Source organism: Candidatus Cloacimonas acidaminovorans str. Evry (assembly GCF_000146065.2).
GTDB classification, from domain to species: domain Bacteria; phylum Cloacimonadota; class Cloacimonadia; order Cloacimonadales; family Cloacimonadaceae; genus Cloacimonas; species Cloacimonas acidaminivorans.
This window is the reverse complement of record NC_020449.1, coordinates 852,278-874,963: the sequence shown is the minus strand read 5'-3', so window position 1 is coordinate 874,963 and position 22,686 is coordinate 852,278. Positions and strand designations below refer to the sequence as shown.

Here is a 22,686-nt window from a genome sequence, read left to right as displayed (position 1 = left end):
ACTTTATAGCGATGGGTGTGTAAACCCCTCGGAAAAAATGCTAAAATAACTCTTCGCTCTTCGCCCTTAGCCCTTTGCCATAAACCCCAAGCTTTTCCATATTAATCACCTTTTCAATATCTTTAACCCTTTTTGTCACAACTTATTATATCGTTTATCCGGTATTTTTACTGTTGTTTCTGCAATTTGTCCTTCCTTAATTATAACCCATTATCAACCCAACCTTAAGGATGGGTGGAGAATGAGTGGAGGATGTGAAAGAAGAAAGTAAGCTCTTGGTATTTTACTATTTTGAACAACATTTTTTTACCGGTTATAGTGTCCTATCATAGACATCCCTGTCAACCTCCTCTTACGCTTTATTTCTTTATCTATATAATCATGGTAACGAAAAAAATGAATACTTGTGAACAGTAAGGAAGTCGTTCTTCCTTAAGTTTAGCATCCTCTTTATTATTTAGGATTTCGTTTGACATAAACCCTAACTGAAGAATTGTTGTTATATGAACGAAATTAAAATAGATAAGAATATACAAAATGAATTTGATGCACTGCCTAAGGGTTGGGTTTTTTATCATATTTTCGGTGCAGGAGAAGTCCTTTACGCAGGTTACTCAGCCAATTTGAAGGCAAAGCTAAAATTCCTTTCCAATAAAGCCAAAGAGGGTGGTATTTATCAGGAACTATGGAATTTAGCGGAAAAATTGAGCTGGATAACATATCCTCAAGCAATTTTCGCCTTAATTCATTATAAATGTTATTTAACGGAAAATTCTCCTCTCTATCAATATCAGATTCGTCCTTGGGCAGATTATGTTTATTTAGCGCTTGATTCTCATCGTTTTCCGTTTATTACAATTCAGGAACATACTAATGATGATTGGTTATATTTAGGACCTTTTCGCAGTCGTTTTTTCTTAATTGATGTGCTTGATATTTATGCGCGCATTTTAAAATTACCTGCCTGTGAGACAGGTGAATATCCTTGTGAAAAAAGAGAAAAAAATTTATGCCAGGGCTGGTGTTTGGCTCTTGATGAAAATTCTGAAAAACCAACGGATTATGACTTGGATAAATTGGAATCCCTTTTAAAAGAAGCATTTCTGGTTCCTGAAAACAGCATTTTGGAACTTATCCAACAGGAAAGAAATAAATACTTTAATGCATTGGAATTTGACAAATCATCTCTACTGGATGAGGATATAGAAATTTTAAACAAATATCGCGAATGGCTGAAATTCCTTATTTCCGCTAAACATTTGGAATATGAAAGTAACGAGCTGAAAATACAAAAAGGCAAAATCACCTATTGCAGATTTCAGGGCAAGGACTATTATTTTCCAGTTGACAACATAGAGTTTCGTATTAACGAGACACTTGCTCTTAATCTGGATAGTGTGGATGAAAGCAAAGTAATCTATGATTTTTTACAGAAGATGTAAGGAGTTTTAATGTATAACGAAATTAGTCAACTGCCCCTGGTTCAACAAAGCCGTCAAGGCAAAGTCCGCGATATATACGATTTGGGAGAAACACTTTTAATTGTGAGCACCGACCGCATTTCCGCATTTGATGTGGTCTTCCCTACTCTCATTCCCGATAAAGGGAAAATATTAAATGCTATTTCCGTTTATTTTTTCAACGCTACTAAAGATATTGTTCCCAACCATTTTATTACTGCTAACATTTCTGAATACCCTGTGGAATTACAGCCCTTTGGCGAATATTTGGAAGAACGCAGTATGCTGGTAAAAAAAACACGCGTAATTCCCTTTGAATTTATTGTGCGTGGCTACCTCAGCGGTTCCGCCTGGAAGGAATATAAAAAAAGCAATACTATCGGAGGAATGCTGATTGCTGAAGAAATGCAGGAAAGCCAAAAATTTCCGCATCCCCTTTTTACCCCCAGTACAAAGGCGGAAAATGGTCACGATGAAAATATCAGCTACCGTGAATTTATGAGCCGAATGGATGAATCCCTCGCTGTTTATATCAAAGATAAATCCCTGGAACTATATTCTTACGCTCACGATTTACTGCTGAAAAAAGGCATTATTTTGGCTGATACTAAATTTGAATTTGGCACTATCGGCTCGGAAGTTCTCCTGATTGATGAATTGTTTACTCCCGATTCCTCCCGACTTTGGTCTTTGGAGGATTATGAAATGGGCAAAAGTCCTAAAAGTTACGATAAACAATTTATTCGGGATTACTTGGAAAACAGCGGTTGGGATAAACAATCACCCCCTCCTCCTTTACCGGAAGAAGTGATTGAGCAAACCCGACAAAAATATTTAACTATTCTCAAAATTATCACCGGTAAAGAATTGTGAAAACGAAAAAAATTATCTGCATTGTGGATGACGAAGAAGACCTGGTAGAAAACCTGAAAATTGAACTGGAAGCTATAAGACCGGACTGGAAAATTATTACTTTCAGTGAAGGAATGAAAGCTATCCAGGAAATCGTAAAAGGCAATGTAGACCTCGTAGTTACAGATATCGCTATGCCCGATATGGATGGTTATGAATTGTTTTGGAGAATTAAGGACTATAACGAAAAAATTCCGGTGATTATGATGACGGGTTTTGGTTATGACCCCAATCATGTGCTCGTTCGCGCTAAAGTAGATGGTTTGAAGGATGTCCTTTATAAACCTTTTGAAACGGAAAAACTGGTGGAACTAATTGAATCCCACTTGCAATAAATGGATGCTAACAAGTTAATCCAAAATCACCTTCTAAAACGCTCTCCCCTATCATATACCCTATATCCCGCAGGTGTAATTTACGGTTTCCTACAAAAACTACGCAGAACTTATTATCAAAGAAATGAATATAAGCCACCTTGCAAAATAATTAGTATCGGTAATATCGTTAGTGGCGGTTCGGGAAAAACACCTCTAACTATATCTCTGGCAAAGCTTTTGATAAAGGAAGGCATAAAAGTAGCCATCTCCCATCGCGGATATAAAGGTGCTTGGGAAAATAACCCTCATATTATTGCAGATGATTCCGGTCTGCTCTATGATGTTCAACAGACAGGTGATGAAGCATATTTGATAGCTTCTTCCCTGCCCCAAATTCCTGTAGCGGTTGGCAGAAAACGAAAAGAAGCAATTCAGCTCTTATTGCAAAACTATCCTGATCTGGAGATAATGATTTTGGATGATGCCTTACAACACTATTATGTGCATAGAGACCTGGATATTATTAGTTTTGATGCCTCTCTTGGACTTGGCAATGGCTTTGTGCTTCCTGCCGGATATTTAAGAGAGCCAATTTCTAATATTCCCCCTAATAGCATAGCTGTTATTAACCATAAAAATGAAGAACAAACACAAATTCCCTGGCTGGAAAAAATTATCCGCAAAGGAATGCCTGTATTTCATTGTTTTAGCTCTCCCTCCTGTTTTAAAGATGCTGCCGGTAACACCTTTCCTTTCTCTTATATAGAAGGAAAAAGAATAGTCCTCACCTCAGCCATTGCCAATCCTGATTCCTTTGAACAGAGTGTTTGCTCTTTGGGCTTATCTTTTATGAAACACTATGCCTTTAAAGACCATTACGCTTTTTCCAACACTTCCCTGCCGCAAAAACTGCTGGAGCTAAATCCGGACTTTATTCTCTGCACCCAAAAAGATATTATGAAACTGGCAAAATATGAGTCCCTGAAAAGCCGTTTGCTGGCTCTGGAACTGGAGTATAGCTTTGAACAGCAGGAACAGTTTGTTAACCTGGTACTGAGTTATGTTAGATAAGTAAGCGGAAAGGTGAAAAGGTAAAAATTGTAACCCGGGATATAATTTTTGCTGCAACCGTAAAATTAGTTATTAGTAAAGTGATAATGTAGTATCTTGTCCATTATGATAAGCTATATATAGTAAAAGGGAAATGCCTTTCTTATAACTATTAGCTTACTAATAAAAAAGCCCGAAGGGCGATACAACTATAGCGAAGTGTGCGTAAGCCCCTCGTATAAATGAAAGTCCCGACTCTTCTTTCACTTTTTTACCTTTCCTGCACCCAAAAATAACCGGGTGGAGTAGGAACGGTGTCCTCCGGCTACACTATTTTTTCATCGGTTTTATTCCGAAAATCTGACTTTTAATCCATTGCCAGTTATAAGCAATATGAAAAATAACCAAAATGATAAAGAGAAATCCACAAATTTCGTGAATCTCTTTAAACCCGTAAGCATCATAGTTGCATAATTCGGAAATCTTATAAGTTATTATTGCTGCAACAGCAATAAAAAGCACAACGAACATAATAGGATTCAATATCTTTAGCTTTTTGTTATTCATTTCACTCTCCTTTAAAAGATATTATAAAAGAAATTTACTTTCAGTCAAATAGATATTAACATTGTAAGAGGGTGCATAGCGAGATAGCAAGATAGTAAAATGGTGAGATAATACTCGTATTGGTTTATTAATTTGCAAGTTATCATCTCCTATTGGAAATTCAATTTCACTTAATGTCTTTATCTCTTTGCGTTTTTTCCTCTTTTCTCTTTGTAACATTAATCCCTTTTTCTCCTTATCTCTTTGTTTAAAATAGCTGAAATTGAGCGGCAACAGCTATGGCTGCTGTTTCTGCTCTGGTTATATGATGGCAAATTGAGATTTGAAAAATGTTTTTTTCATTAAAAAACGCAAATTCCGCTTCACTGAAACCGCCTTCAGGACCAATAATAAAGCAGGGTTTAATATTATTTGGTAAAGCGGATATTTTTTTAGCAGGTCTTTTTTCAGAGCATAAAACAGGTATCCAACCTTCAGAAATTATCTTCTCTATTGCCTGTTTAAAAGATAGTGGTTCATTAATTCTTGGTAACCAAGGATTATCACATTGCTTAATGGCTGCTAAAGCTGTCCGTTTAAAACGCTGCGTTGTATTTTTAGAAGGAATCCGCACACTATAGTCAGTTAACATAGGATAGAAGGCAGTAACGCCCAATTCGGTACATTTTTCTATCAGTAGTTCATCGTGTTTATTTTTAATAAGGGCAAAAGCAATGGCAAAAGGTCTTTCCGGAAAAGGAAATGTTTCTATTTTGATAATTTCAATAACGGCAGAGTTTTTATGAATCTCAGTCAGCTTTCCCTCTGCCATTAAACCAGAACCACTATTTAGTTTGACCAATTCTCCGATTGCGGTTCGCTTAACATTAATCAGATGATGGAATTCTTCTCCTTCTACCGCTATAATCTTTTTATCCGAGCTTAATTCAGGTAAATATAGAGATGGCATTTTTCTTAACTGAAGTAACTCTTTAATTTGGCAGCAAAGCTTTTCCCTGGTTTCAGGTCTCTTTTCCGGTCAAATTCTCTTAAGCGATTATAGAGTTCTACTTCTTCCCGGGAGAGTTTTGTAGGAATAACTACAATCGTTCTCACTATTTGATCACCTCTGGAATAACTATTATGACCTTGAATACCTTGTCCTTTTAAGCGGAATAATCTGCCACTTTGAGTTCCGGGTGGAACTTTCATTTTAACCGAACCGGTTAAAGTAGGTACAATAATTTCATCACCTAACACAGCTTGAGATACAGTAATGGGATATTCCAGAATAATGTTATTTCCTTCGCGTTCAAAAAGATCATCCTTTTTTTGATGAATAAGAACAAGAAGATCTCCTCTGCTTCCTCCTCGGGGTCCTGCATTGCCCTGTCCCCTGAACCGAATATACTGTCCATCTTCAACTCCTGGAGGAATGTTAATCGGTATTTCCTTAACAGTTCCAACACGTCCTTCACCATAACATTTACTGCATTTATTTTTAATTATCCTTCCTTCACCATTACAGGTAGGGCATTCGGATACCGTTTGCATCCTTCCGAAAAGTGACTGCCGAATTTGACGAATCTGTCCTGTTCCTTTACAGTTAGGGCAGGTCTCTGTTTTCCCTTCTGCACTTCCGCTTCCTCCACATTTATCACAGGGTTCTTTAATGCCTATTTTAATGGTCTTTTCTACACCATTGGCAATTTCCTGAAGTGACAGAGATAGTTCAATTTGCAGGTCTTCCCCTCTATTAGAACTGCTTGAACTGCGTTGATTTCTACCTCCAAAACCGCCTCCGAAGATTGTTTCAAAAATGCTGCCCAGTCCATCTCCAAAAATATCATTCAGATCGCTACGGTGCATAAATTCTTCCCAAGAGAATCCTGTTCCTCCAAATTGATTCTCCAATCCGGAATGACCGTATTGATCGTATATCTGTCTTTTTTCTTTATCCGATAGAACTTCATAAGCTTCACTTGCTTCTTTGAATTTCTCTTCGGCTTCTTTATTATTCGGGTTTTTATCCGGATGATACTGCATTGCCAGTTTACGGTATGCCTTTTTTATAGTTGCTTCATCGGCATTTCTATCTACACCCAGAATTTCGTAATAATCGCGTTTTGCCATCTATATGTTACCTCTCACAGATTTCACTGATTTCACAGATAATATTTATAATTTCTTAGATAACTCCTTTTTTACCTCTCACAGATTTCACAGATATAAAGATATAAACTATAATAACCTATTTTCTTTCCTTTGCCGATTTTTGGATTAGAGGGATTAACACGGAATTATTTTTAATCCGTGTTACTCCGCTAAAATCCTTCTAATCAGTTTTCTTTATTTATTTATCGTCAACAACTTCAAAGTCGGCATCTATAGGACCTTCCTGCTTGGGGTTTTCTTCCTGAGGTCCCTGTTCATAACCTCCGGAATTAAAACCGCTTGCATCCTGGCTATATCCTTCACCGCCTGCACTTTGTTGCTGTTGCATATGCGCATAGATAACCTCACCTAAATGTTGTGCTTTTTTGGCAAGATTTTCTTTTATGTTGTTTAGTTCTGATGCCTCGGTTGCTCTTTCCATTTGCTCTTTGGCATTTTTTATTTCCTCTTCCAGTTCGCTTCTTTCACTGCTGGAAAGTTTATCTCCATATTCATTCAAACTCTTTTCCGTGCTGAAGATTAAGGAATCCAATTCATTCTTAGCGACAACGAATTCCTGGCGTTTTTTATCTTCTTCGGAATGTAATTCCGCATCTTTAATCATTCTGTCTATATCTTCCTTACTAATGCTTCCAGCACGATCAATTCTGATGGATTGTTCTTTTCCGGTTCCTTTATCTTTGGCAGAAACATGGAGAATACCATTGGCATCAATATCAAAGGTAACTTCAATTTGAGGAATTCCTCTTGGAGCGGCAGGAATTCCCACCAGGTCAAAGCGGCCTAAGGACTTATTATCTGCAGCCATAGGACGTTCACCTTGCAGAACATGAATGGTGACGGCGGTTTGATTATCTGCTGCCGTAGAGAAAATTTCGCTCTTCTTAGTCGGAATAGTAGTATTGCGCTCAATAAGTTTGGTCATTACTCCACCCAAGGTCTCAATACCTAAAGAAAGAGGAGTTACATCCAAAAGCAGAACATCGCTTACTTTCTCGTCACCGGAAAGAATAGCTCCCTGAATGGAAGCACCAATAGCTACTACTTCATCCGGATTCAAACTGCGATTGGGGTTTTTACCAAAGAACTTTTCCACAGCTTCCTGAACTGCAGGAATACGAGTACTTCCACCTACCAAAAGAACTTCCTGAATATCAGAAGGTTTCAGTTTGGCATCGTCTAATGCTCTTTTACAGGGACCTAAAGTCCGTTCCACCAAATCTGAGGTTAAACGATTAAATTCAGCTCTGGTTAAATCCAGATTAAGATGTTTAGGTCCTGTAGCATCAGCAGTAATAAAAGGCAGGTTTATATTGGTAGTAAGGGTTCCGGAAAGCTCAATTTTGGCTTTTTCAGCTGCTTCCCTTAACCTTTGCATAGCCATAGGGTCACGCGATAAGTCCATTCCTTCCTGTTTTTTGAACTGTTCCAGAATCCAGTCAATTACCCGCTTATCAAAATCATCGCCACCTAAATGCGTATCACCGTTAGTAGAAAGGACTTCCACAACACCTTCCGAAATATCCAGAATGCTGATATCAAAGGTTCCGCCACCCAAGTCATAAACGGCTACTTTCTGCTCTTTCTTGTTTTCCATTCCATAAGCTAAAGCAGCAGCTGTGGGTTCGTTAATAATCCTTTTTACATCAAGTCCCGCAATGCGTCCGGCATCTTTTGTTGCCTGACGTTGATCGTCATTGAAATAAGCAGGAACAGTAATTACGGCTTCCGTAACTTTTTGTCCTAAATATGCTTCTGCCGTTTCTTTCATTTTTGTTAGAATCATAGCGGAAATTTCCTGTGGAGCATAATCTTTATTTTCCACATCAATATGAACAACCGCCTGATTTTTTAAGCCACGCACAACCTTAAAAGGCACCTGCTTAATTTCTTGTGTAACTTCATCATAACTTCTTCCCATAAACCTTTTTATGGAAAAGACAGTATTTTGGGGATTGGTTATTGCCTGGCGTTTTGCCAATTGGCCTACCAGACGTTGACCATCCTTTGTGAAACCAACTACTGAAGGAGTTGTTCTACTTCCTTCCGCATTGGTTATAACTACTGGTTTACCGCCTTCAACAACGGCAACACAGGAGTTTGTTGTTCCGAGATCAATTCCTATTATTTTTCCCATTTATTCCTCCTGGGATTCATTATTTATTTTTGAACCGTTGGAAACTGCCACTCTAACAGGTCGCAACACTTTATCGTGCATTATGTAACCATTTTGGATGATGGCAGTAACGGTATTTTCTTCTTGATCACTGGGAATATGAGCAAGGGCTTCATGAAACTCTGGATTGAAGGGTTCTCCCAGTGCTTCTATTTTTTTTACCCCTTCTTTTTCCAGGGCTTTGCGGAGTTGCTGTTCAATCATCAGCACCCCTTTTCCGAAGGGAGTGGATTTTTCTTCTTCAGTTGCTTGCTGGATAGCCCTTTCAAAATTATCCAGCACATCACAGATTTCTAAAGCAAATTTCTGCGTGGCTAATCTTATCCACTCCGCTTTTTCGGATATTGTTCTTTTGCGGAAGTTCTCAAATTCAGCCATACAGCGCAGGTATTTATCTTTCCATTCCGCTACTTCTTTTTCCAGTTCCTCTATCTTCTTGGCTTTCGGTTCTTCTGAAACTTCCGTTGTAATTAGTTCTTCTTTTTCTAATTCAGGTTCTTTGGGTATTTTTTTATTCATTCCTTTTTCTCCTGAGGCACGACCATTCCGCGCTTTGTTGTATTTGTTATAGTATTAGCTACATCCCTGATAAGAGGAATGAGCTTACGATATTCTGTTCTGACAGGTGCTAAAACACCTAAATAGCCAGGTATGCCAAAGACCTCATATTTGGCATAAATTAAAGCAAAATCCAACCAGCTGCCTTTAGCTAAATCCTCACCCAAAACTACATTAACTTCTTTATCGCTTTGATGTTTGCGCATCGTATTTAAGAGAAAATCCTGGCGTTGCAGTAAACTCATAAACTTCAATATATTCTCTTTATCGTCAAATTCCTTTTGTTCCAAAAAATTGATGCTGCCATCATAATGAATAAAGAAATCGCTTATTTCCATAAACGCTTTATGCAATTCAGCCAAGAACCAGCTTATCATACCATTATCCGCATTTTCTTGCATTTCTACTAAAACCCTATTAGCTATATCATAAATCTGTAAACCAGCCAATTCATCATTTAAATAACGCACCAATTTTTTCAGTTGAGCTTCAGTTAACTCATTATCGCATTTCAAAATAACTGTTTTATCCAAACCCGAATCCAAACTCATCACAAATATCAGCTTGTTTTCCCCTATGGAAAATACATCCAACTTTGCCAAATAACCACTGGAGACCTCAGGTTCAGCAACAAAAGAAAGCTGGTCTGTCTCCTTCGCCAAATTTTCCATTATATAATACAAAGCTCTGGGCGTATCTTTATAGTTGCGCACTAAAATCTCTCTCAGCAAGTCCATTCCTTCATATCTGATCTTTTCTATTTCCGGCTCAATCAATCTTAAATATTCCCTGTAACCTTTTATTGTAGGAATCCTTCCTGCCGATGTATGCGGCTGGGAAATCAGATTCATCTTTTCCAGTTTCAACAAATCTAAACGCAATGTAGCTGAGGATACATTACGCAGATACTTCTCGTTCAGTATCCTGGAAGACACCGGTTCACAACTCATAATATATTCATCCACCAGTGCCTTAAGGGTCTCATTTAGTCGTAGTACATTCTTTTTCATTGTCTCCACCATTTATATTCTTAGCAGTCCAATGTATGAACTGCTAATCTAAAGACAATTTAATCAACTTTGGAAAATTGTCAATCTAAAAGTGAGAGTGCTAAAAAAATTCTGCTGTTCCACTATTTGTCTCAGCTCAAAATCGGTTTTTACTTGACTAAAAATACTATTGCAGATAGCAAGATCATATTCTGTAAAAGAGGATAAGATGAAGGAATATAGTAATTTAAAACAGGGATTGACCACAAAAGAAGTGGAAGAAAAATTAAGACGGGAAGGGTATAATGAACTTCCAGGTTCAAAAGGGCGTAATTTAGGCAAGCTGATTTGGGATATTATAAGTGAGCCAATGTTTATTCTATTAGTTGCCTGTGCTGTTATTTATTTCTTTTTAGGGGACTTGCAAGAAGCACTTGTTTTAACCGCATCTGTTGTCATTGTAATGTCTATAGAACTTATTCAGGAACGCAAAACGGAAAAAGCGCTTGAAGCATTAAAGAATCTATCCAGTCCGCGGGCTTTAGTAATTCGGAATGGTGAGCAAATCAGAATTCCAGGTAGAGAAGTAGTCACTGATGATTTAATTATATTAGCTGAAGGTGATAGGATTCCTGCTGATGCTTATATACTGGAAAATGATTTACTTAGTGTTGATGAATCACTTTTAACAGGAGAATCGGTTCCGGTTAGAAAACGGATTTGGGATAAAAAAGAAAGACCTTCAACTCCCGGAGGAGATGATTTACCCTTTGTTTATTCCGGAACCTTAGTTGTGAGTGGCAGAGGTATAGCTCAGGTTTTTGCCACAGGTGAAAGAACCGAACTGGGAAAAATAGGAAAATCCCTGGAAACCATAACAGAAGAGGAAACCCGGTTAAGCAAAGAGACAGGCAGATTGGTAAAATACTTTGCTATTTTTGCATTGCTAATCTGTGCTTTTGTAGTAATCGTTTTTTATGTCACCAGAAAGCATTTAATAAATGCTTTGTTGACAGGTATCACTTTGGCAATGTCTGTTTTGCCGGAAGAATTTCCCGTGGTTCTAACTGTTTTTATGGCGTTAGGTGCTTGGAGGATGTCCAAGAAAAATGTGCTGGTCAGAAGGTTGCAGGCAATTGAAAGTTTGGGTTCGGCTACAGTTTTATGCACAGATAAAACAGGCACAATAACTTACAACAAAATGACCTTGCAAAAAATCGTCAGTAACAGCGAAAATATAGAGTTAAAGAATTCGGCAAAGCTTTCAGAGCCAATTCTTAATACTCTTATTCATAGTGTCCTTGGCAGTATGAGAGAACCTTTTGACCCGATGGAAAAAGCAATTCATAATGCTCTGAATGATCTTGATCCCTCCATTTATGCAGAACTGCAAACATACCAGGAAATTAGAGAATACCCTTTAACCGATGAACTTAGAGCGATGGCAAAGGTCTGGAAAATTTCCGGCAAAACAAATTACACAGTTGCGTTAAAAGGTTCACCCGAGGCAGTTATTAAACTCTGCAGTGTTAATACGGAAGAAATCAATGCCATAATGAAACAGGTTTCTGATTTAGCAGAAGAAGGGCTTAGAGTTTTAGGAATTGCCTCTTGTGAAATTAAAACAGATGTTTTACCAGAAAAACTTACTGACTTATCTTTCTGCTATTTGGGTTTAATCGGACTGGCAGACCCGATTAGAGAAACTGTTCCGGAAGCAGTTAAAATCTGTTACAAAGCAGGAATCAGGGTAATAATGATTACCGGTGATTATATTGGAACGGCAAAAGCGATAGGTAAACAAATAGGTCTGAAAAATGTTGATAATATTATATCGGGTAGTGAGTTAGACCAAATGTCCGATGAAGAACTGGCAGAAAAATGTAAACAGGTCTCTATTTTTGCCCGCGTAGTTCCACAGCAGAAATTAAGAATTGTGCAAGCACTGAAAGCAAACGGAGAAATCGTGGCTATGACAGGAGACGGAGTGAATGATGCTCCAGCTTTAAAAGCTGCCAACATAGGTATTTCTATGGGTTTAAGAGGAACTGATGTAGCGCGTGAAGCATCGGCAATTGTTTTAACCGATGATGATTTTTCTTCCATTGTAAGCGCTGTCAAGATGGGTAGAAGGATATATGATAACCTGCGGAAGTCCTTCACTTATGTATTTTCTTTACATGTTCCCATTGCCGGAATGGCAATGATTCCTGCTTCATTTGCCGATTATCCGATCATCTATTTTCCGGTTCATATCGCTTTTCTGGAATTGATTATAGACCCTGCTTGTTCTATTGTTTTTGAAATGGAAAAAGAAGAAGATGATATAATGGAAAGACCTCCGCGCTCTGTAGATGAAAAATTATTTGGCACTAAAAGATTAATTATCGGTTTTCTACAAGGTCTAGGCGTATTAATCCTGTTATTGCTGATGTATTTTTGGGGAATTAACCGCGGAATGGGAGAAAATCATTTAAGAGCTCATATTTTTACTACCTTAGTGTTTTCCAATCTAATGCTGATAACTACAAACAGAAGCTGGCATAAAAATTTATTCCAGATTATCCGCACTCCCAATAAGGGTATGACTTATTTGTTCTTAGGTGTCTTTGCCATTGTCCTGCTGATGATAAAAGTGCCTTCTGTCACTAATATTTTTCACCTGGAAACAATGAGTATAATGGAATTATTAACCTGCCTCATTTTAGGAAACATGAGTGTTGCCTGGTTTGAAATATACAAACTTATTGTTAATAGGAAATCAGCGAATAAACACTTAACAGAGTAACAGAATGGCAACAGATTGTATTTTTTACACTCAGAACTCCGAGAACACCGGAATAAATTTTCAAATAAATTTATGAAAGTCAGGAGTCGTCACTGACTATATAGTTTATACGCTATACACTAATTCGTTTGGCAGTAAGGACTTGACAAAGTCGTTGTAATTATCAATAAACCTCGGTGTTCTCAGTGTTTTCGGTGATCTCGGTGTAAAAATAAATCAGCGCAATCTGCGTAATAAAGAATGTAAAAATGAATATAAAGTCGTTGGAATTATCAATAAACCTCGGTGTTCTCAGTGTTTTCGGTGATCTCGGTGTAAAAATAAATCAGCGCAATCTGCGTAATAAAGAATGTAAAAATGAATATAAAGTCGTTGGAATTATCAATAAACCTCGGTGTTCTCAGTGTTTTCGGTGATCTCGGTGTAAAAATAAATCAGCGCAATCTGCGTAATAAAGAATGTAATAATGAATATAAAGTCGTTGGAATTATCAATAAACCTCGGTGTTCTCAGTGTTTTCGGTGATCTCGGTGGAAAAATAAATCAGCGCAATCTGCGTAATAAAGAATGTAATAATGAAAATAAAGTCGTTGGAATTATCAATAAACCTCGGTGTGCTCAGTGTTTTCGGTGATCTCGGTGGAAAAATAAATCAGCGCAATCTGCGTAATAAAGAATGTAATAATGAAAATAAAGTCGTCGGATTTATCAATAAACCTCGGTGTTCTCAGTGCTTTCGGTGATCTCGGTGTAAAAATAAATTAGCGCAATCTGCGTAATAAAGAATGTAATAATGAAAATAAAGTCGTCGGATTTATCAATAAACCTCGGTGTTCTCAGTGCTTTCGGTGATCTCGGTGTAAAAATAAATCAGCGCAATCTGCGTGCTTCATATTGCAATTAAACCATATCTAATACCACGGGTAGAAACCAAAAAATTATCTTTTCCGCTTGCCTTCAGTAAAGTCCAATAGATCAAAACAGCAGCCAGCATAATATCAGCTCGTTCACTTTCCATTCCTAAAATTTGTTTACGCTGTTCCAGATTGGTGTGTTGATAGAGGTTAATTTGTCTTTCCAGTTCGGATAATGTTATTTCATAGCCCTCGGCTTCTTCGGGTGAATTAATTTTCCCTCCGGAAGCCACACAGGCACATACATATACCCCTCCTCCAGCACCGATAAAAGTATCTTGTATCATAAAGGATTGGGGTAAACTTTGGAAAATATTTCTAACTAATTCCTCAAAGTCAATTGGGGAAATCGGATCGCTATGAACATATCTTTGGGTAAAATTCACAGCTCCTACAGGAAAACAGGTCGCTTTATGGATAAGTCCTTTGTTCCCGTTAATAATTTCAGTGCTGGCACCTCCGCTGTCAAAAATAGTTATTGGCTGTAAGGGTTTTTTCAAACCGCTAAGCACTCCTTTCCATTCCAAAAATGTTTCCTGGGCTTCATTGATAACGGATAATTGGATACCTGTTTCCCTAAAAATGCGGTCTACAACTTCCTGTTTATTAGCGGCTTGGCGAATAGCCTCCGTGCCAACAGCGCGAATTTCTTCAATTTGGTAAGCAGGGAATTCATTTTCCTGCAAATGCTTAAGAATAGTAATTGTCTTTTCTATGGCTGTTGCAGAGAGGAAACCATTCGTATTTAGAGCAGAAGCAAGACGGGTTTGAAATCTTAGGTCTTTTAAACAATTAAAGTTTTCTCCCCTCTTTTCTGCAATAAGGCATTTGAGGGAATTGGAACCGCAATCTATTGCTGCTATGCTCATAGGGTTAACAGGTGAAAAGGTAACCAGGTCATACAGGATTTGTTTATCCTTAAATAAATTTTAGTTATAGTCATTTTCTTCTCCTATCTTATAATCAATAAAGAAACTGCGTGCTAAAAATTGTCAGGAGTCCTCACCGCCAAAATTGTCTGCAAGTAAGTTCAAAGTTATCTCGTCGGTGACGACTCCTGGCTTAAAGCAGTGGCGACTCTATAATTGTAGTGTAATCGGAGCTCGCTGAGGCTCCGCACTTTTTACCATAATGTTCATTCCGAGTTTCACTTTTTCACCTTTCCACCCTTTCACTTTTTAACCTTTTTACTTTTTCCCTTTTTTGCGGAGGAACAGTGTCTTCCGTCTACAGTTCAGGGTAAAGGGGAAATTTATCTGTCAGGGAATGCACTTCTTTTTTCAATTCTTGCAGGTATTCTTCGTTATCAATATGATCATAGACCCTTTTAATTAAATCGGCAATCTGTTCCATTTCCGCTTTTCCCATTCCGCGAGTGGTTACAGCAGGAGTTCCCAAACGAATTCCGGAGGCAACAAAAGGACTTCTGGTATCAAAGGGAACAGTATTTTTATTAGCCGTAATTCCTGCCTTATCAAGTGCTTCTTCCATTTTTTTACCACTGGGGCTGCCATTAACTTCAGGACCTAAATCAATCAGCATCAGGTGAGTATCAGTTCCGCCTGAAACCAGTTTAAATCCTTTTTTAATTAAGGCATTGGCTAAGGTCTCAGCGTTTTCCACTACTTTTTGCTGGTAGATTTTAAATTCTGGTTGCAGGGCTTCTTGAAAAGCAACTGCTTTAGCAGCAATAATATGCATTAAAGGACCGCCTTGCACACCGGGAAAAACCTTACTATCCACTTCTTTGGCAAATTCTTCTTTGCATAAAATAAGTCCGGCACGAGGTCCGCGTAAAGTTTTGTGAGTTGTGGAAGTAACAATATCCGCATAAGGAACAGGGCTTTGATGTAAACCTACAGCAACAAGTCCTGCAATATGAGCCATATCAACCATAAGTTTAGCTCCAACTTTATCGGCAATTTCACGAAATCTGGCAAAATCCAATTTCCGGGGATAGGCAGAAGCGCCGGCTAAAATCATTTGGGGTTTATGTTCCATTGCCAAAGCTTCCAGTTCATCATAGTCCAATTGTTCCGTTTCTTTATTAACAGTGTAGGGAACAATGTTATAAAGCTGTCCACTGAAGGAAAGTGGATGGCCATGGGTTAAATGACCTCCATGGGATAGTTCCAAAGCCATAACTGTGTCACCTGGTTTTACAAGTGTAAAATAGGCAGCCATATTTGCCTGGGAACCGCTATGGGGTTGAACATTGGCATGTTCCGCTCCAAAAATTTGTTTGGCACGTTCAATTGCCAAGCGTTCAGCATCGTTGATAAATTCACAACCGCCATAATATCTTCCGTAAAGGTTGTAATTAATAGCTCCGGTTTTTTTGCTCCAGCGATAGGGATAGCCCTCAGCATATTTATTGGTCATCACACAACCTTGAGCTTCCAACACAGCCAGGGAAGTAAAATTCTCGCTGGCAATAAGTTCCAGATTTTCCCGTTCTCTTTTCAGTTCGTTCATAATAGCGGCATAAATTTCGGGATCGGTTTTTTGAATATGGTTCATTACCTTTCTCCTTGTTGTATTTTATTAATTCTATTTAAATGTCTTCCTCCCTCAAAAGGGGTGTTTAGCCAGACCTTAGTAATTTCTATGGCGTAAGGAATGGCAGTAAATCTTCCTGCCAAGACCAAAATATTGGCATCATTATGCAGCCGTGAAAGGCGTGCTACATCTGTATTTCCACATAAAGCAGCTCTTATGCCTTTCACTTTGTTGGCAGTAATGCTCATTCCTATTCCACTGCCACAAATTAAGATGCCTTTTTCACATTGTTTTTCCGCTACCGCTTTAGCAGCAGGAAAACCGGTATCAGGATAATCCATACTTTCTGTATTATGAGTGCCAAAATCCACAAATTCAATTTCCGGAAAAGCATTTTTGATTGCCTCTTTCATTTCAAAACCAGCATGATCGGAAGCAATGGCTATTTTCATTTTTCCTCCGCCATCAAACAAGATAACGCTAAACAGTAATACTTAGAGTTTTCACTTTCGCTTCTACTCATTACAATAACGGGTTTTGTTGTTCCACAAATTAAACCTGCCAGTTCCCCTTCTCCAAAAAGCATCAGACCTTTATAAAAACTATTGGCGCTTTCCAGATTAGGGAAAATAAGAATATCGGCATCCCCTTCCAAGGGACTTTGAATTCCTTTAATAGCAAGGGAATTAGGATCGCAGGCAAGAAAAATATCTAAAGGACCATCTACAATGCAGTTTTTTATTTGACCTCTTTCTGCCATCTTACATAAAAGAGCATAGTCCAAGGTCTCTTGCATTGAAGGGCTAACTTTTTCGGTGGCAGATATTAATGCCACTTTCGGTTTTTCTATACCAAAACGCCTTGCCATAGCTACACTATAATTAATCATTGCTATTTTCTGGTCTAAATCTGGGTAAATTAACACAGCTGTATCGCTAACAAAAAGCAGTTTATGGTATTTGGGAATTTCTATGGCACAGGTATAGCTCATAACCGCTTTCGGAGGTAAAAGTCCTTTTTCCTTATCCAATACAGCTTTCAGGAAAGTATCGGTTCCTATCAGACCTTTCATTAAAACATCAGCTTCATTATTGCGAACCATTCCTACAGCTTCTTTTACGGCTTGGTTTGGTTCTGTTATATTCCTTATTTCAAATTGGTTAGAGGCAATATTAGAGGTCAGTAGTTCTTTGATTTTTATCTCATTGCCAATCAGAACAGGATAAATAAAGCCCTCATAAGTAGCTCGTAAAATAGCATTAATGGTATTGCTATCTTCTGCAACGGCAACTGCAATGCGGGTTTTTTTGCCGCTGTTTTTAGCCTTTTCTGCCAGTTCATCAAGTTTGGTAATCATTTTACGCCAACATAGCTGCTAAAGCTATAGAATACAATTTACTGCGTTCTCCATCACCCCGGGAAGTTAAAACACAGGGAACCCGCGCACCCATAACTATTGCTCCCAGTTCACTTTTCAGCAGTTTAATGATGGTCTTATAAAAAGTATTGCCTGCTTCAATATTCGGAAAGAGAATGCAATCCGCATCTCCGCAAACAGGACTATCTACACCTTTAATAAGAGCACTTTCTCTATCAATAATCATATCAAATCCCAAAGGACCTTCTACAATTGCACCTTTGATTTGACCGCGCTGAGCCATTTTGGCAATTATAGCTGCTTCAGCGGAAGAAGGAATTTTGGGAAGGGTTTGTTCGCTGGCGGAAAGAAGTCCTACTTTCGGATTTTCTATCCCTAAAATATGAGCCGTTTTGATTAAATAATTGGTAATGGCAATTTTCTGATTCAAATCCGGCAAAGGTATAATAGCTACATCACCAACAATCAGTAATTTATGATAATTTCTCGGTTCGGCAACTGTTACATGGGATAAAATAGCACCAGGATCCATCAATCCGCATTCCTTATTCAATATTGCTTTCATATAGCGGTCTGTGGAAAGAAGACCTTTCATTAAAAAATCGCCTTCACCCTTGTTAATCATTTCTACAGCCAAAGCAGCGGACTTAACATCAGTAGGGCAATGGACAATGTTAAATTGAGAACAATCAAGATTATGTTCCCGGCATACGGAAAGTATCAGTTTTTCATCGCCAACTAAGGTAGCATCAACTATCCCTTTTTCTACAGCCATATAGGCAGCCAAAATAGTATGGGAATCAACACCCCAGGCAGCTACCAGACGCTTTTTAGGCCTGGTAGCCAAAACATCGAACATTTGGTCAAGTTTGCTAATTTGCATAGTTTTTATCCTTTATATCTTTATTAATAATAAACTGCGGGTATCATTATAAACAATTGCCAAGTTCTGAACATTATAGAGATTCAATTTCAGTAGGGGAATTCCTTCTTCCATTGCAATTATACTTTGTAAAAAGAAATCTGCACCACTTTTTTTTACCAATTGCAATATTTTTTCCCGATTTTCCGATAAAGTGAAAACTGAATCACAAACAACGAGATTAACAGCTTGTGTTTGCAGTATGTCGGCACAAAATAACCCTATAAAATTTTTGCCTTGTTCCCGGAAAGCAGGTTCTGTTTCAGGAGGACATAGAAAAATAAGCGGTCTGCTACTTTTTTCAAAACGGGTAAACCAGTCCCCCGCTAAAAATGCTTGAATACACTCCAGCGTATTAAAAGAAAAAGATTCTAATTCTTCCACGGTAATACAATTTGCAGAAGTTTCCCCTTCCGGAAGGATAATTCTTTTTTCCTCTTCTGTTCTGCTTTTTGGAATATTAGCGCAAGCAAAACTAAAAAGTGTTAAAGTGCAGATAACCATTCGGTTTAATAAATGCATTTTCTTCCTTTTAGCGCAACTGTATGCAGTAAGGCAAATTAACTTCATTTCATAGCGTCTCAAAACAATTTGGTTCTTTATGTTATTAATTCCTAATTCTGTCAAGATTTGTTTTCCGAGTTTTCCTAATTATCTAACTGGCATTAAGTTAGCTTAATCATAAGAAACATTATGGGTAGGATTTTAAGGAAAAATATTCCGCGAAGGTGAATAGTGAATAGTGAACGGTGAATAGTGAAAGGTGAATGGTGAAGAGTATGAGGTTTGCTGAAAAAAAGTTCCGTAGGAACGACAGATATTAACGACGGGTTTTAACCCGGCGAAAGGATAATAGGATACAGATTATCTCTTTTTCTGAGAACGAGTTCCGTAGGAACGACAGATATTAACGCCAGGTTTTAACCCGGCGAAAAGATAATAGGATAAAGCATATCTCTTTTTTTGAGAACGAGTTCCGTAGGAACGACAGATATTAACGACGGGTTTTAACCCGGCGGAAAAATATGGCTACATTGTTTGTTTCTGGATTTCTACCTGAGCAGATAGGACAAAGGAACGGCAGAAATTAACGATAGGTTTTAACCTTGGAGAAAAGAGAATCAAATTTAGCATTTTGGTTCCTGACTTATGTTGCGCCATAAATAGAAGGCATTTATTTTTCTGAGTGCTACGAACTCCTTGGCAAATAGGAAGTTGCCAACCCATTTTTCCTGCGAAGATTTTTCTTGACAGAGAACCGGGTTTATCAATATATGAACATATATTCATAAAGGAGCTGAAATGAAAAGGCAAAACTGTTTATGTAAAAGCATTTCCGTAGAGGAAATGGAAGATATAAAAACACATATTCCGGAAGATGCAACCATCCTAAAAATGGCTGATTTTTTCAAGGTTTTCGGGGATGGAACCCGTTTGAAAATATTGTATTATCTTTCCAGACACGAATTGTGTGTAGCGGATTTAGCCCTGTTGGTTCAAATGCAGCAATCGGCAATTTCGCATCAGCTTAAATTATTGCGTTTGCATCGTCTAGTGAAATATCGCAAAGAAGGCACTACAACCTATTATTCTCTGGATGATGAACATATAAACAGCATTTTTAAAGTAGCGCTGGAGCATTTACAGGAGCGGTAAATGGTTATTGAAGAGTATGATGTTCACAATCTTGATTGTCCCGATTGTGGCGCTAAAATAGAAGCTGAAATCAACAATTTGGAGGAAGTAGAAAGTGCCAATTTGGATTTTATTAATAAACATCTCACCATTGAATACATTGAAAAGGTAGATAATCCTCTAAAACGCTTAAATGCCATAGCGAGCAAGATTGATCCTGATGTCCAATTTACTCTGGCAGGTTGGGAACAGGAAAGGACGAAAAAAAAGCCGTGGTTTATTATTGTAGCTATTTTGGTGCTGACTTTCAGTTTGTTTTTAAGCAGTCCTTTTTCTCTTATTTTAGGGTTAATTGCCTATCTTATTGCCGGTCACAGGGTTATTAGAAAAGCAGTGAAGGAAATAGCATCCCGCCAAATATTTACCGAGAATTTTTTGATGACTTTAGCTACAGCAGGAGCTTTATATTTAGGTGAACTGATTGAGGCATCGGCAGTTATGATTTTATATGAAATAGGATTATATTTGGAAAGCGGAGCTATTGCCAAAAGCCGGAAAAATTTGCAAGCGCTTCTGGCATTAAAACCCGAAAAAGCACATCTGAAAACGGAAAATGGGGTTGAAGACCGCAAGCTGAATACCATTCAAAAAAACCAGATTATTCTGGTTTATGCAGGTGAAAGAATTCCTTTGGACGGGGTTGTTATAAAAGGAGAATCAACGGTTGATACATCAACTTTAACGGGAGAAGCAATTCCTGTTTTTGTAGAACCAAAGTCCTCTGTTTTTGCTGGATTTTTGAATGGCAGCGGAATTCTGGAAATTCAAGTGCAAAATAGTGAAGCGGAAAGTATGGTTTCCCGCATTATAAAACTAATTGAAAATGCCAGTGCCAAAAAGTCAGATACCGAAAAGTTTATGACCCGTTTTGCTAAATATTATACACCTGCTGTGGTTTTAGCTGCAATTCTGGTTTTTGTTATTCCATCCCTTTTGGGTTACGCCTACAAAATCTGGTTACAGCGTGCCCTAATTTTTCTGGTTGTTTCTTGTCCTTGTGCCTTAGTCATTTCCATACCTTTAACTTATTATATAGGAATAGGTAAGTCCGCAAAATCGGGTATCATTTTCAAGGGGAGCATTTATTTGGATTTACTTAGCAGAGTTAAAACCCTAATTTTTGATAAAACTGGAACCTTAACCACCGGTGAATTGAGTATTGCCGAAATAAAAACAGTTCCGGATATTGACCAGGAAGAACTGAAACTAAGTACCTGGCTTTGCGAATGGACTTCCTCACATCCTTTTGCGAAGGCGGTTAAAAAGGCATTTTCTTACAAATTTGAGCCCTCCAAGGTAGATGCCTTTTCCGAATTTCCCGGAAAGGGAATTTTGCTGGTTTATAATCAAGACCGTTATCTTTGCGGAAGTGAGGTCTTTTTAGAATCCTTCGGTTTTCTAAATTTGCTTGATGCAGGCGATTACAGCGTAGTTCACACCGTTAAAAATGATATTTATTTGGGCTGTATCAGTTTTGTAGATGAATTGAAACCAGGAATGAAAGAAGTGCTAACAGAGCTTAAACAAAAGGGCGTAAAACACTTGAGCGTTCTATCCGGAGACCGCATTCCCAAAGTTGAAAAAGTTGCCAAAGAATTGGGTTTGGATAGCTTTTATGCTGCTTTAACCCCGGAAAGTAAATTAACCAAACTGGAAGAGATTATTAATTCCAGCCAGGATATGGTTGCCTATTGCGGTGATGGTCTTAATGATGCACCTGTTTTAGCCAGAGCAGATGTGGGAATCGCAATGGGAAAAATTGGCGCTCAGGCATCTATTGAAACAGCCGATGTGGTTTTACTGAACGATAAACCTGAACAATTAAAAAACGCTTTCGGCATTTCTAAAGAAACCAATAAAATGGTCTGGCAGAATATTTTCCTGGCTTTAAGCATTAAAATGCTGGTGATGATTTTGGGAATTGCCGGTTTGGCTCAGCTCTGGGAAGCAATAATTGCCGATGTAGGTGTCACTTTACTGGTTATTTTCAATTCCTTAAGAATGATGAAAAACCCGGATGGTTGACATCTTTATCAACCATTCTTATTTGATTTAATATTCCCTAATCCATTGATATACAAGAGATAAAATCTATAATATGTCCTTTTTCTTCCTCCCTTAAATGTTGATAGCTAACTTATTGATATTTAGAACATTCAGTAACGACTCCGTAACACTTCCGTAACACTTCCGTAGTTCCGTTAGGGAATTGTTACTTGGTTGTTACTTGATCATTACTGATTCAAGAGAACAACAAAATCGGAAATAACTTACACCTGATAATTTTTAGCTGATTAACAACTACGC

At 38.0% G+C, this 22,686-nt stretch carries 19 protein-coding genes; 7 read left to right on the top strand and 12 right to left on the bottom strand.

Translation table 11 applies throughout. From position 1 onward, the window contains the following. Positions 1-503 precede the first annotated feature (503 nt). From CLOAM_RS03635 to lpxK, 4 genes are read left to right on the top strand one after another with little or no spacing between them, the layout of a single operon-like run. The gene (locus CLOAM_RS03635; RefSeq protein ID WP_015424507.1) at positions 504-1,442 is read left to right on the top strand and encodes an excinuclease ABC subunit UvrC; all 939 of its coding nucleotides are present in this window, start codon (positions 504-506) and stop codon (positions 1,440-1,442) included. A gap of 9 nt (positions 1,443-1,451) precedes the next feature. Next, positions 1,452-2,333 (top strand): phosphoribosylaminoimidazolesuccinocarboxamide synthase, encoded by an 882-nt coding sequence (locus CLOAM_RS03630; protein WP_015424506.1) that lies wholly within the window; start codon positions 1,452-1,454, stop codon positions 2,331-2,333. Beyond that, the gene (locus CLOAM_RS03625; RefSeq protein WP_015424505.1) at positions 2,330-2,707 is read left to right on the top strand and encodes a response regulator; all 378 of its coding nucleotides are present in this window, start codon (positions 2,330-2,332) and stop codon (positions 2,705-2,707) included. The genes CLOAM_RS03630 and CLOAM_RS03625 overlap by 4 nt, the downstream gene beginning before the upstream one ends. Then, positions 2,708-3,760 carry a tetraacyldisaccharide 4'-kinase gene (gene lpxK, locus CLOAM_RS03620; protein ID WP_015424504.1) on the top strand — a complete coding sequence of 351 codons (1,053 nt, stop codon included), beginning with the start codon at positions 2,708-2,710 and terminating at the stop codon, positions 3,758-3,760. Positions 3,761-4,069: 309 nt separating this feature from the next. Here the strand turns inward: lpxK and CLOAM_RS03615 are convergent, their stop codons facing one another. The 6 genes from CLOAM_RS03615 to hrcA form a co-directional block, all read right to left on the bottom strand. Continuing rightward, positions 4,070-4,306 carry a DUF4405 domain-containing protein gene (locus CLOAM_RS03615; protein ID WP_015424503.1) on the bottom strand — a complete coding sequence of 79 codons (237 nt, stop codon included), beginning with the start codon at positions 4,304-4,306 and terminating at the stop codon, positions 4,070-4,072. A 247-nt stretch (positions 4,307-4,553) separates the two neighbouring features. Further along, positions 4,554-5,255, bottom strand: coding sequence for an RsmE family RNA methyltransferase (locus CLOAM_RS03605; RefSeq protein WP_015424501.1), 702 nt, complete (start codon positions 5,253-5,255; stop codon positions 4,554-4,556). Positions 5,256-5,260: 5 nt separating this feature from the next. Next, positions 5,261-6,418, bottom strand: a complete 1,158-nt coding sequence (dnaJ, locus tag CLOAM_RS03600) for a molecular chaperone DnaJ (RefSeq protein ID WP_015424500.1) — start codon at positions 6,416-6,418, stop codon at positions 5,261-5,263. Between the two features lie 220 nt (positions 6,419-6,638). Continuing rightward, complete coding sequence (gene dnaK, locus CLOAM_RS03595) at positions 6,639-8,597, bottom strand: molecular chaperone DnaK (RefSeq protein WP_015424499.1); 1,959 nt, start codon at positions 8,595-8,597, stop codon at positions 6,639-6,641. Further along, positions 8,598-9,155, bottom strand: a complete 558-nt coding sequence (gene grpE / locus CLOAM_RS03590; protein ID WP_015424498.1) for a nucleotide exchange factor GrpE — start codon at positions 9,153-9,155, stop codon at positions 8,598-8,600. Continuing rightward, positions 9,152-10,204 carry a heat-inducible transcriptional repressor HrcA gene (gene hrcA, locus CLOAM_RS03585; RefSeq protein WP_044278899.1) on the bottom strand — a complete coding sequence of 351 codons (1,053 nt, stop codon included), beginning with the start codon at positions 10,202-10,204 and terminating at the stop codon, positions 9,152-9,154. Before hrcA ends, grpE begins: the two co-directional genes overlap by 4 nt. 208 nt (positions 10,205-10,412) lie before the next feature. Here hrcA and CLOAM_RS03580 point away from each other — a divergent pair, with 208 nt between their 5' ends. After that, entirely contained in the window at positions 10,413-12,971 is a 2,559-nt protein-coding gene (locus tag CLOAM_RS03580) for an HAD-IC family P-type ATPase (RefSeq protein WP_044278898.1), read from the top strand. A gap of 889 nt (positions 12,972-13,860) precedes the next feature. On the opposite strand, the gene CLOAM_RS03575 is transcribed toward CLOAM_RS03580, so the two are convergent. The 6 genes from CLOAM_RS03575 to CLOAM_RS03550 all read right to left on the bottom strand — a co-directional run bounded on the left by CLOAM_RS03575 (position 13,861) and on the right by CLOAM_RS03550 (position 19,206). Continuing rightward, a complete protein-coding gene (locus CLOAM_RS03575; RefSeq protein ID WP_015424495.1) occupies positions 13,861-14,754 on the bottom strand; it encodes a Ppx/GppA phosphatase family protein in 894 nt (297 codons plus the stop codon). Positions 14,755-15,112: 358 nt separating this feature from the next. Then, the gene (locus CLOAM_RS03570; RefSeq protein WP_015424494.1) at positions 15,113-16,405 is read right to left on the bottom strand and encodes a serine hydroxymethyltransferase; all 1,293 of its coding nucleotides are present in this window, start codon (positions 16,403-16,405) and stop codon (positions 15,113-15,115) included. Next, positions 16,405-16,836, bottom strand: coding sequence for a ribose 5-phosphate isomerase B (gene rpiB / locus CLOAM_RS03565; RefSeq protein WP_044278897.1), 432 nt, complete (start codon positions 16,834-16,836; stop codon positions 16,405-16,407). Before rpiB ends, CLOAM_RS03570 begins: the two co-directional genes overlap by 1 nt. Further along, the gene (locus CLOAM_RS03560) at positions 16,833-17,741 is read right to left on the bottom strand and encodes a phosphate acyltransferase (RefSeq protein ID WP_015424492.1); all 909 of its coding nucleotides are present in this window, start codon (positions 17,739-17,741) and stop codon (positions 16,833-16,835) included. Before CLOAM_RS03560 ends, rpiB begins: the two co-directional genes overlap by 4 nt. Position 17,742: 1 nt before the next feature. Further along, positions 17,743-18,645 (bottom strand): phosphate acyltransferase, encoded by a 903-nt coding sequence (locus CLOAM_RS03555; protein ID WP_015424491.1) that lies wholly within the window; start codon positions 18,643-18,645, stop codon positions 17,743-17,745. Between the two features lie 12 nt (positions 18,646-18,657). Then, the gene (locus tag CLOAM_RS03550; protein ID WP_044278895.1) at positions 18,658-19,206 is read right to left on the bottom strand and encodes a hypothetical protein; all 549 of its coding nucleotides are present in this window, start codon (positions 19,204-19,206) and stop codon (positions 18,658-18,660) included. A gap of 780 nt (positions 19,207-19,986) precedes the next feature. On the opposite strand from CLOAM_RS03550, the gene CLOAM_RS03540 reads away from it, so the two are divergent. Together CLOAM_RS03540 and CLOAM_RS03535 are read left to right on the top strand one after the other, a co-directional pair. Continuing rightward, positions 19,987-20,340: an ArsR/SmtB family transcription factor gene (locus tag CLOAM_RS03540; RefSeq protein ID WP_015424488.1), complete on the top strand. Its 354-nt coding sequence runs from the start codon at positions 19,987-19,989 to the stop codon at positions 20,338-20,340. Next, positions 20,341-22,404, top strand: coding sequence for a heavy metal translocating P-type ATPase (locus tag CLOAM_RS03535; protein ID WP_015424487.1), 2,064 nt, complete (start codon positions 20,341-20,343; stop codon positions 22,402-22,404). Positions 22,405-22,686 lie beyond the last annotated feature (282 nt).

What these genes read in the sequence shown, in the direction of transcription:
- CLOAM_RS03635 (WP_015424507.1), top strand. Translation starts at nt 504, where the DNA reads ATGAACGAAATTAAAATAGATAAGAATATACAAAATGAATTTGATGCA.
- hrcA (WP_044278899.1), bottom strand. Translation starts at nt 10,204, where the DNA reads ATGAAAAAGAATGTACTACGACTAAATGAGACCCTTAAGGCACTGGTG.
- CLOAM_RS03550 (WP_044278895.1), bottom strand. Translation starts at nt 19,206, where the DNA reads ATGCATTTATTAAACCGAATGGTTATCTGCACTTTAACACTTTTTAGT.
- rpiB (WP_044278897.1), bottom strand. Translation starts at nt 16,836, where the DNA reads ATGAAAATAGCCATTGCTTCCGATCATGCTGGTTTTGAAATGAAAGAG.
- lpxK (WP_015424504.1), top strand. Translation starts at nt 2,708, where the DNA reads ATGGATGCTAACAAGTTAATCCAAAATCACCTTCTAAAACGCTCTCCC.
- CLOAM_RS03560 (WP_015424492.1), bottom strand. Translation starts at nt 17,741, where the DNA reads ATGATTACCAAACTTGATGAACTGGCAGAAAAGGCTAAAAACAGCGGC.
- dnaJ (WP_015424500.1), bottom strand. Translation starts at nt 6,418, where the DNA reads ATGGCAAAACGCGATTATTACGAAATTCTGGGTGTAGATAGAAATGCC.
- CLOAM_RS03615 (WP_015424503.1), bottom strand. Translation starts at nt 4,306, where the DNA reads ATGAATAACAAAAAGCTAAAGATATTGAATCCTATTATGTTCGTTGTG.
- CLOAM_RS03575 (WP_015424495.1), bottom strand. Translation starts at nt 14,754, where the DNA reads ATGAGCATAGCAGCAATAGATTGCGGTTCCAATTCCCTCAAATGCCTT.
- CLOAM_RS03580 (WP_044278898.1), top strand. Translation starts at nt 10,413, where the DNA reads ATGAAGGAATATAGTAATTTAAAACAGGGATTGACCACAAAAGAAGTG.
- CLOAM_RS03630 (WP_015424506.1), top strand. Translation starts at nt 1,452, where the DNA reads ATGTATAACGAAATTAGTCAACTGCCCCTGGTTCAACAAAGCCGTCAA.
- CLOAM_RS03555 (WP_015424491.1), bottom strand. Translation starts at nt 18,645, where the DNA reads ATGCAAATTAGCAAACTTGACCAAATGTTCGATGTTTTGGCTACCAGG.
- grpE (WP_015424498.1), bottom strand. Translation starts at nt 9,155, where the DNA reads ATGAATAAAAAAATACCCAAAGAACCTGAATTAGAAAAAGAAGAACTA.
- CLOAM_RS03605 (WP_015424501.1), bottom strand. Translation starts at nt 5,255, where the DNA reads ATGCCATCTCTATATTTACCTGAATTAAGCTCGGATAAAAAGATTATA.
- CLOAM_RS03570 (WP_015424494.1), bottom strand. Translation starts at nt 16,405, where the DNA reads ATGAACCATATTCAAAAAACCGATCCCGAAATTTATGCCGCTATTATG.
- dnaK (WP_015424499.1), bottom strand. Translation starts at nt 8,597, where the DNA reads ATGGGAAAAATAATAGGAATTGATCTCGGAACAACAAACTCCTGTGTT.
- CLOAM_RS03540 (WP_015424488.1), top strand. Translation starts at nt 19,987, where the DNA reads ATGAAAAGGCAAAACTGTTTATGTAAAAGCATTTCCGTAGAGGAAATG.
- CLOAM_RS03535 (WP_015424487.1), top strand. Translation starts at nt 20,341, where the DNA reads ATGGTTATTGAAGAGTATGATGTTCACAATCTTGATTGTCCCGATTGT.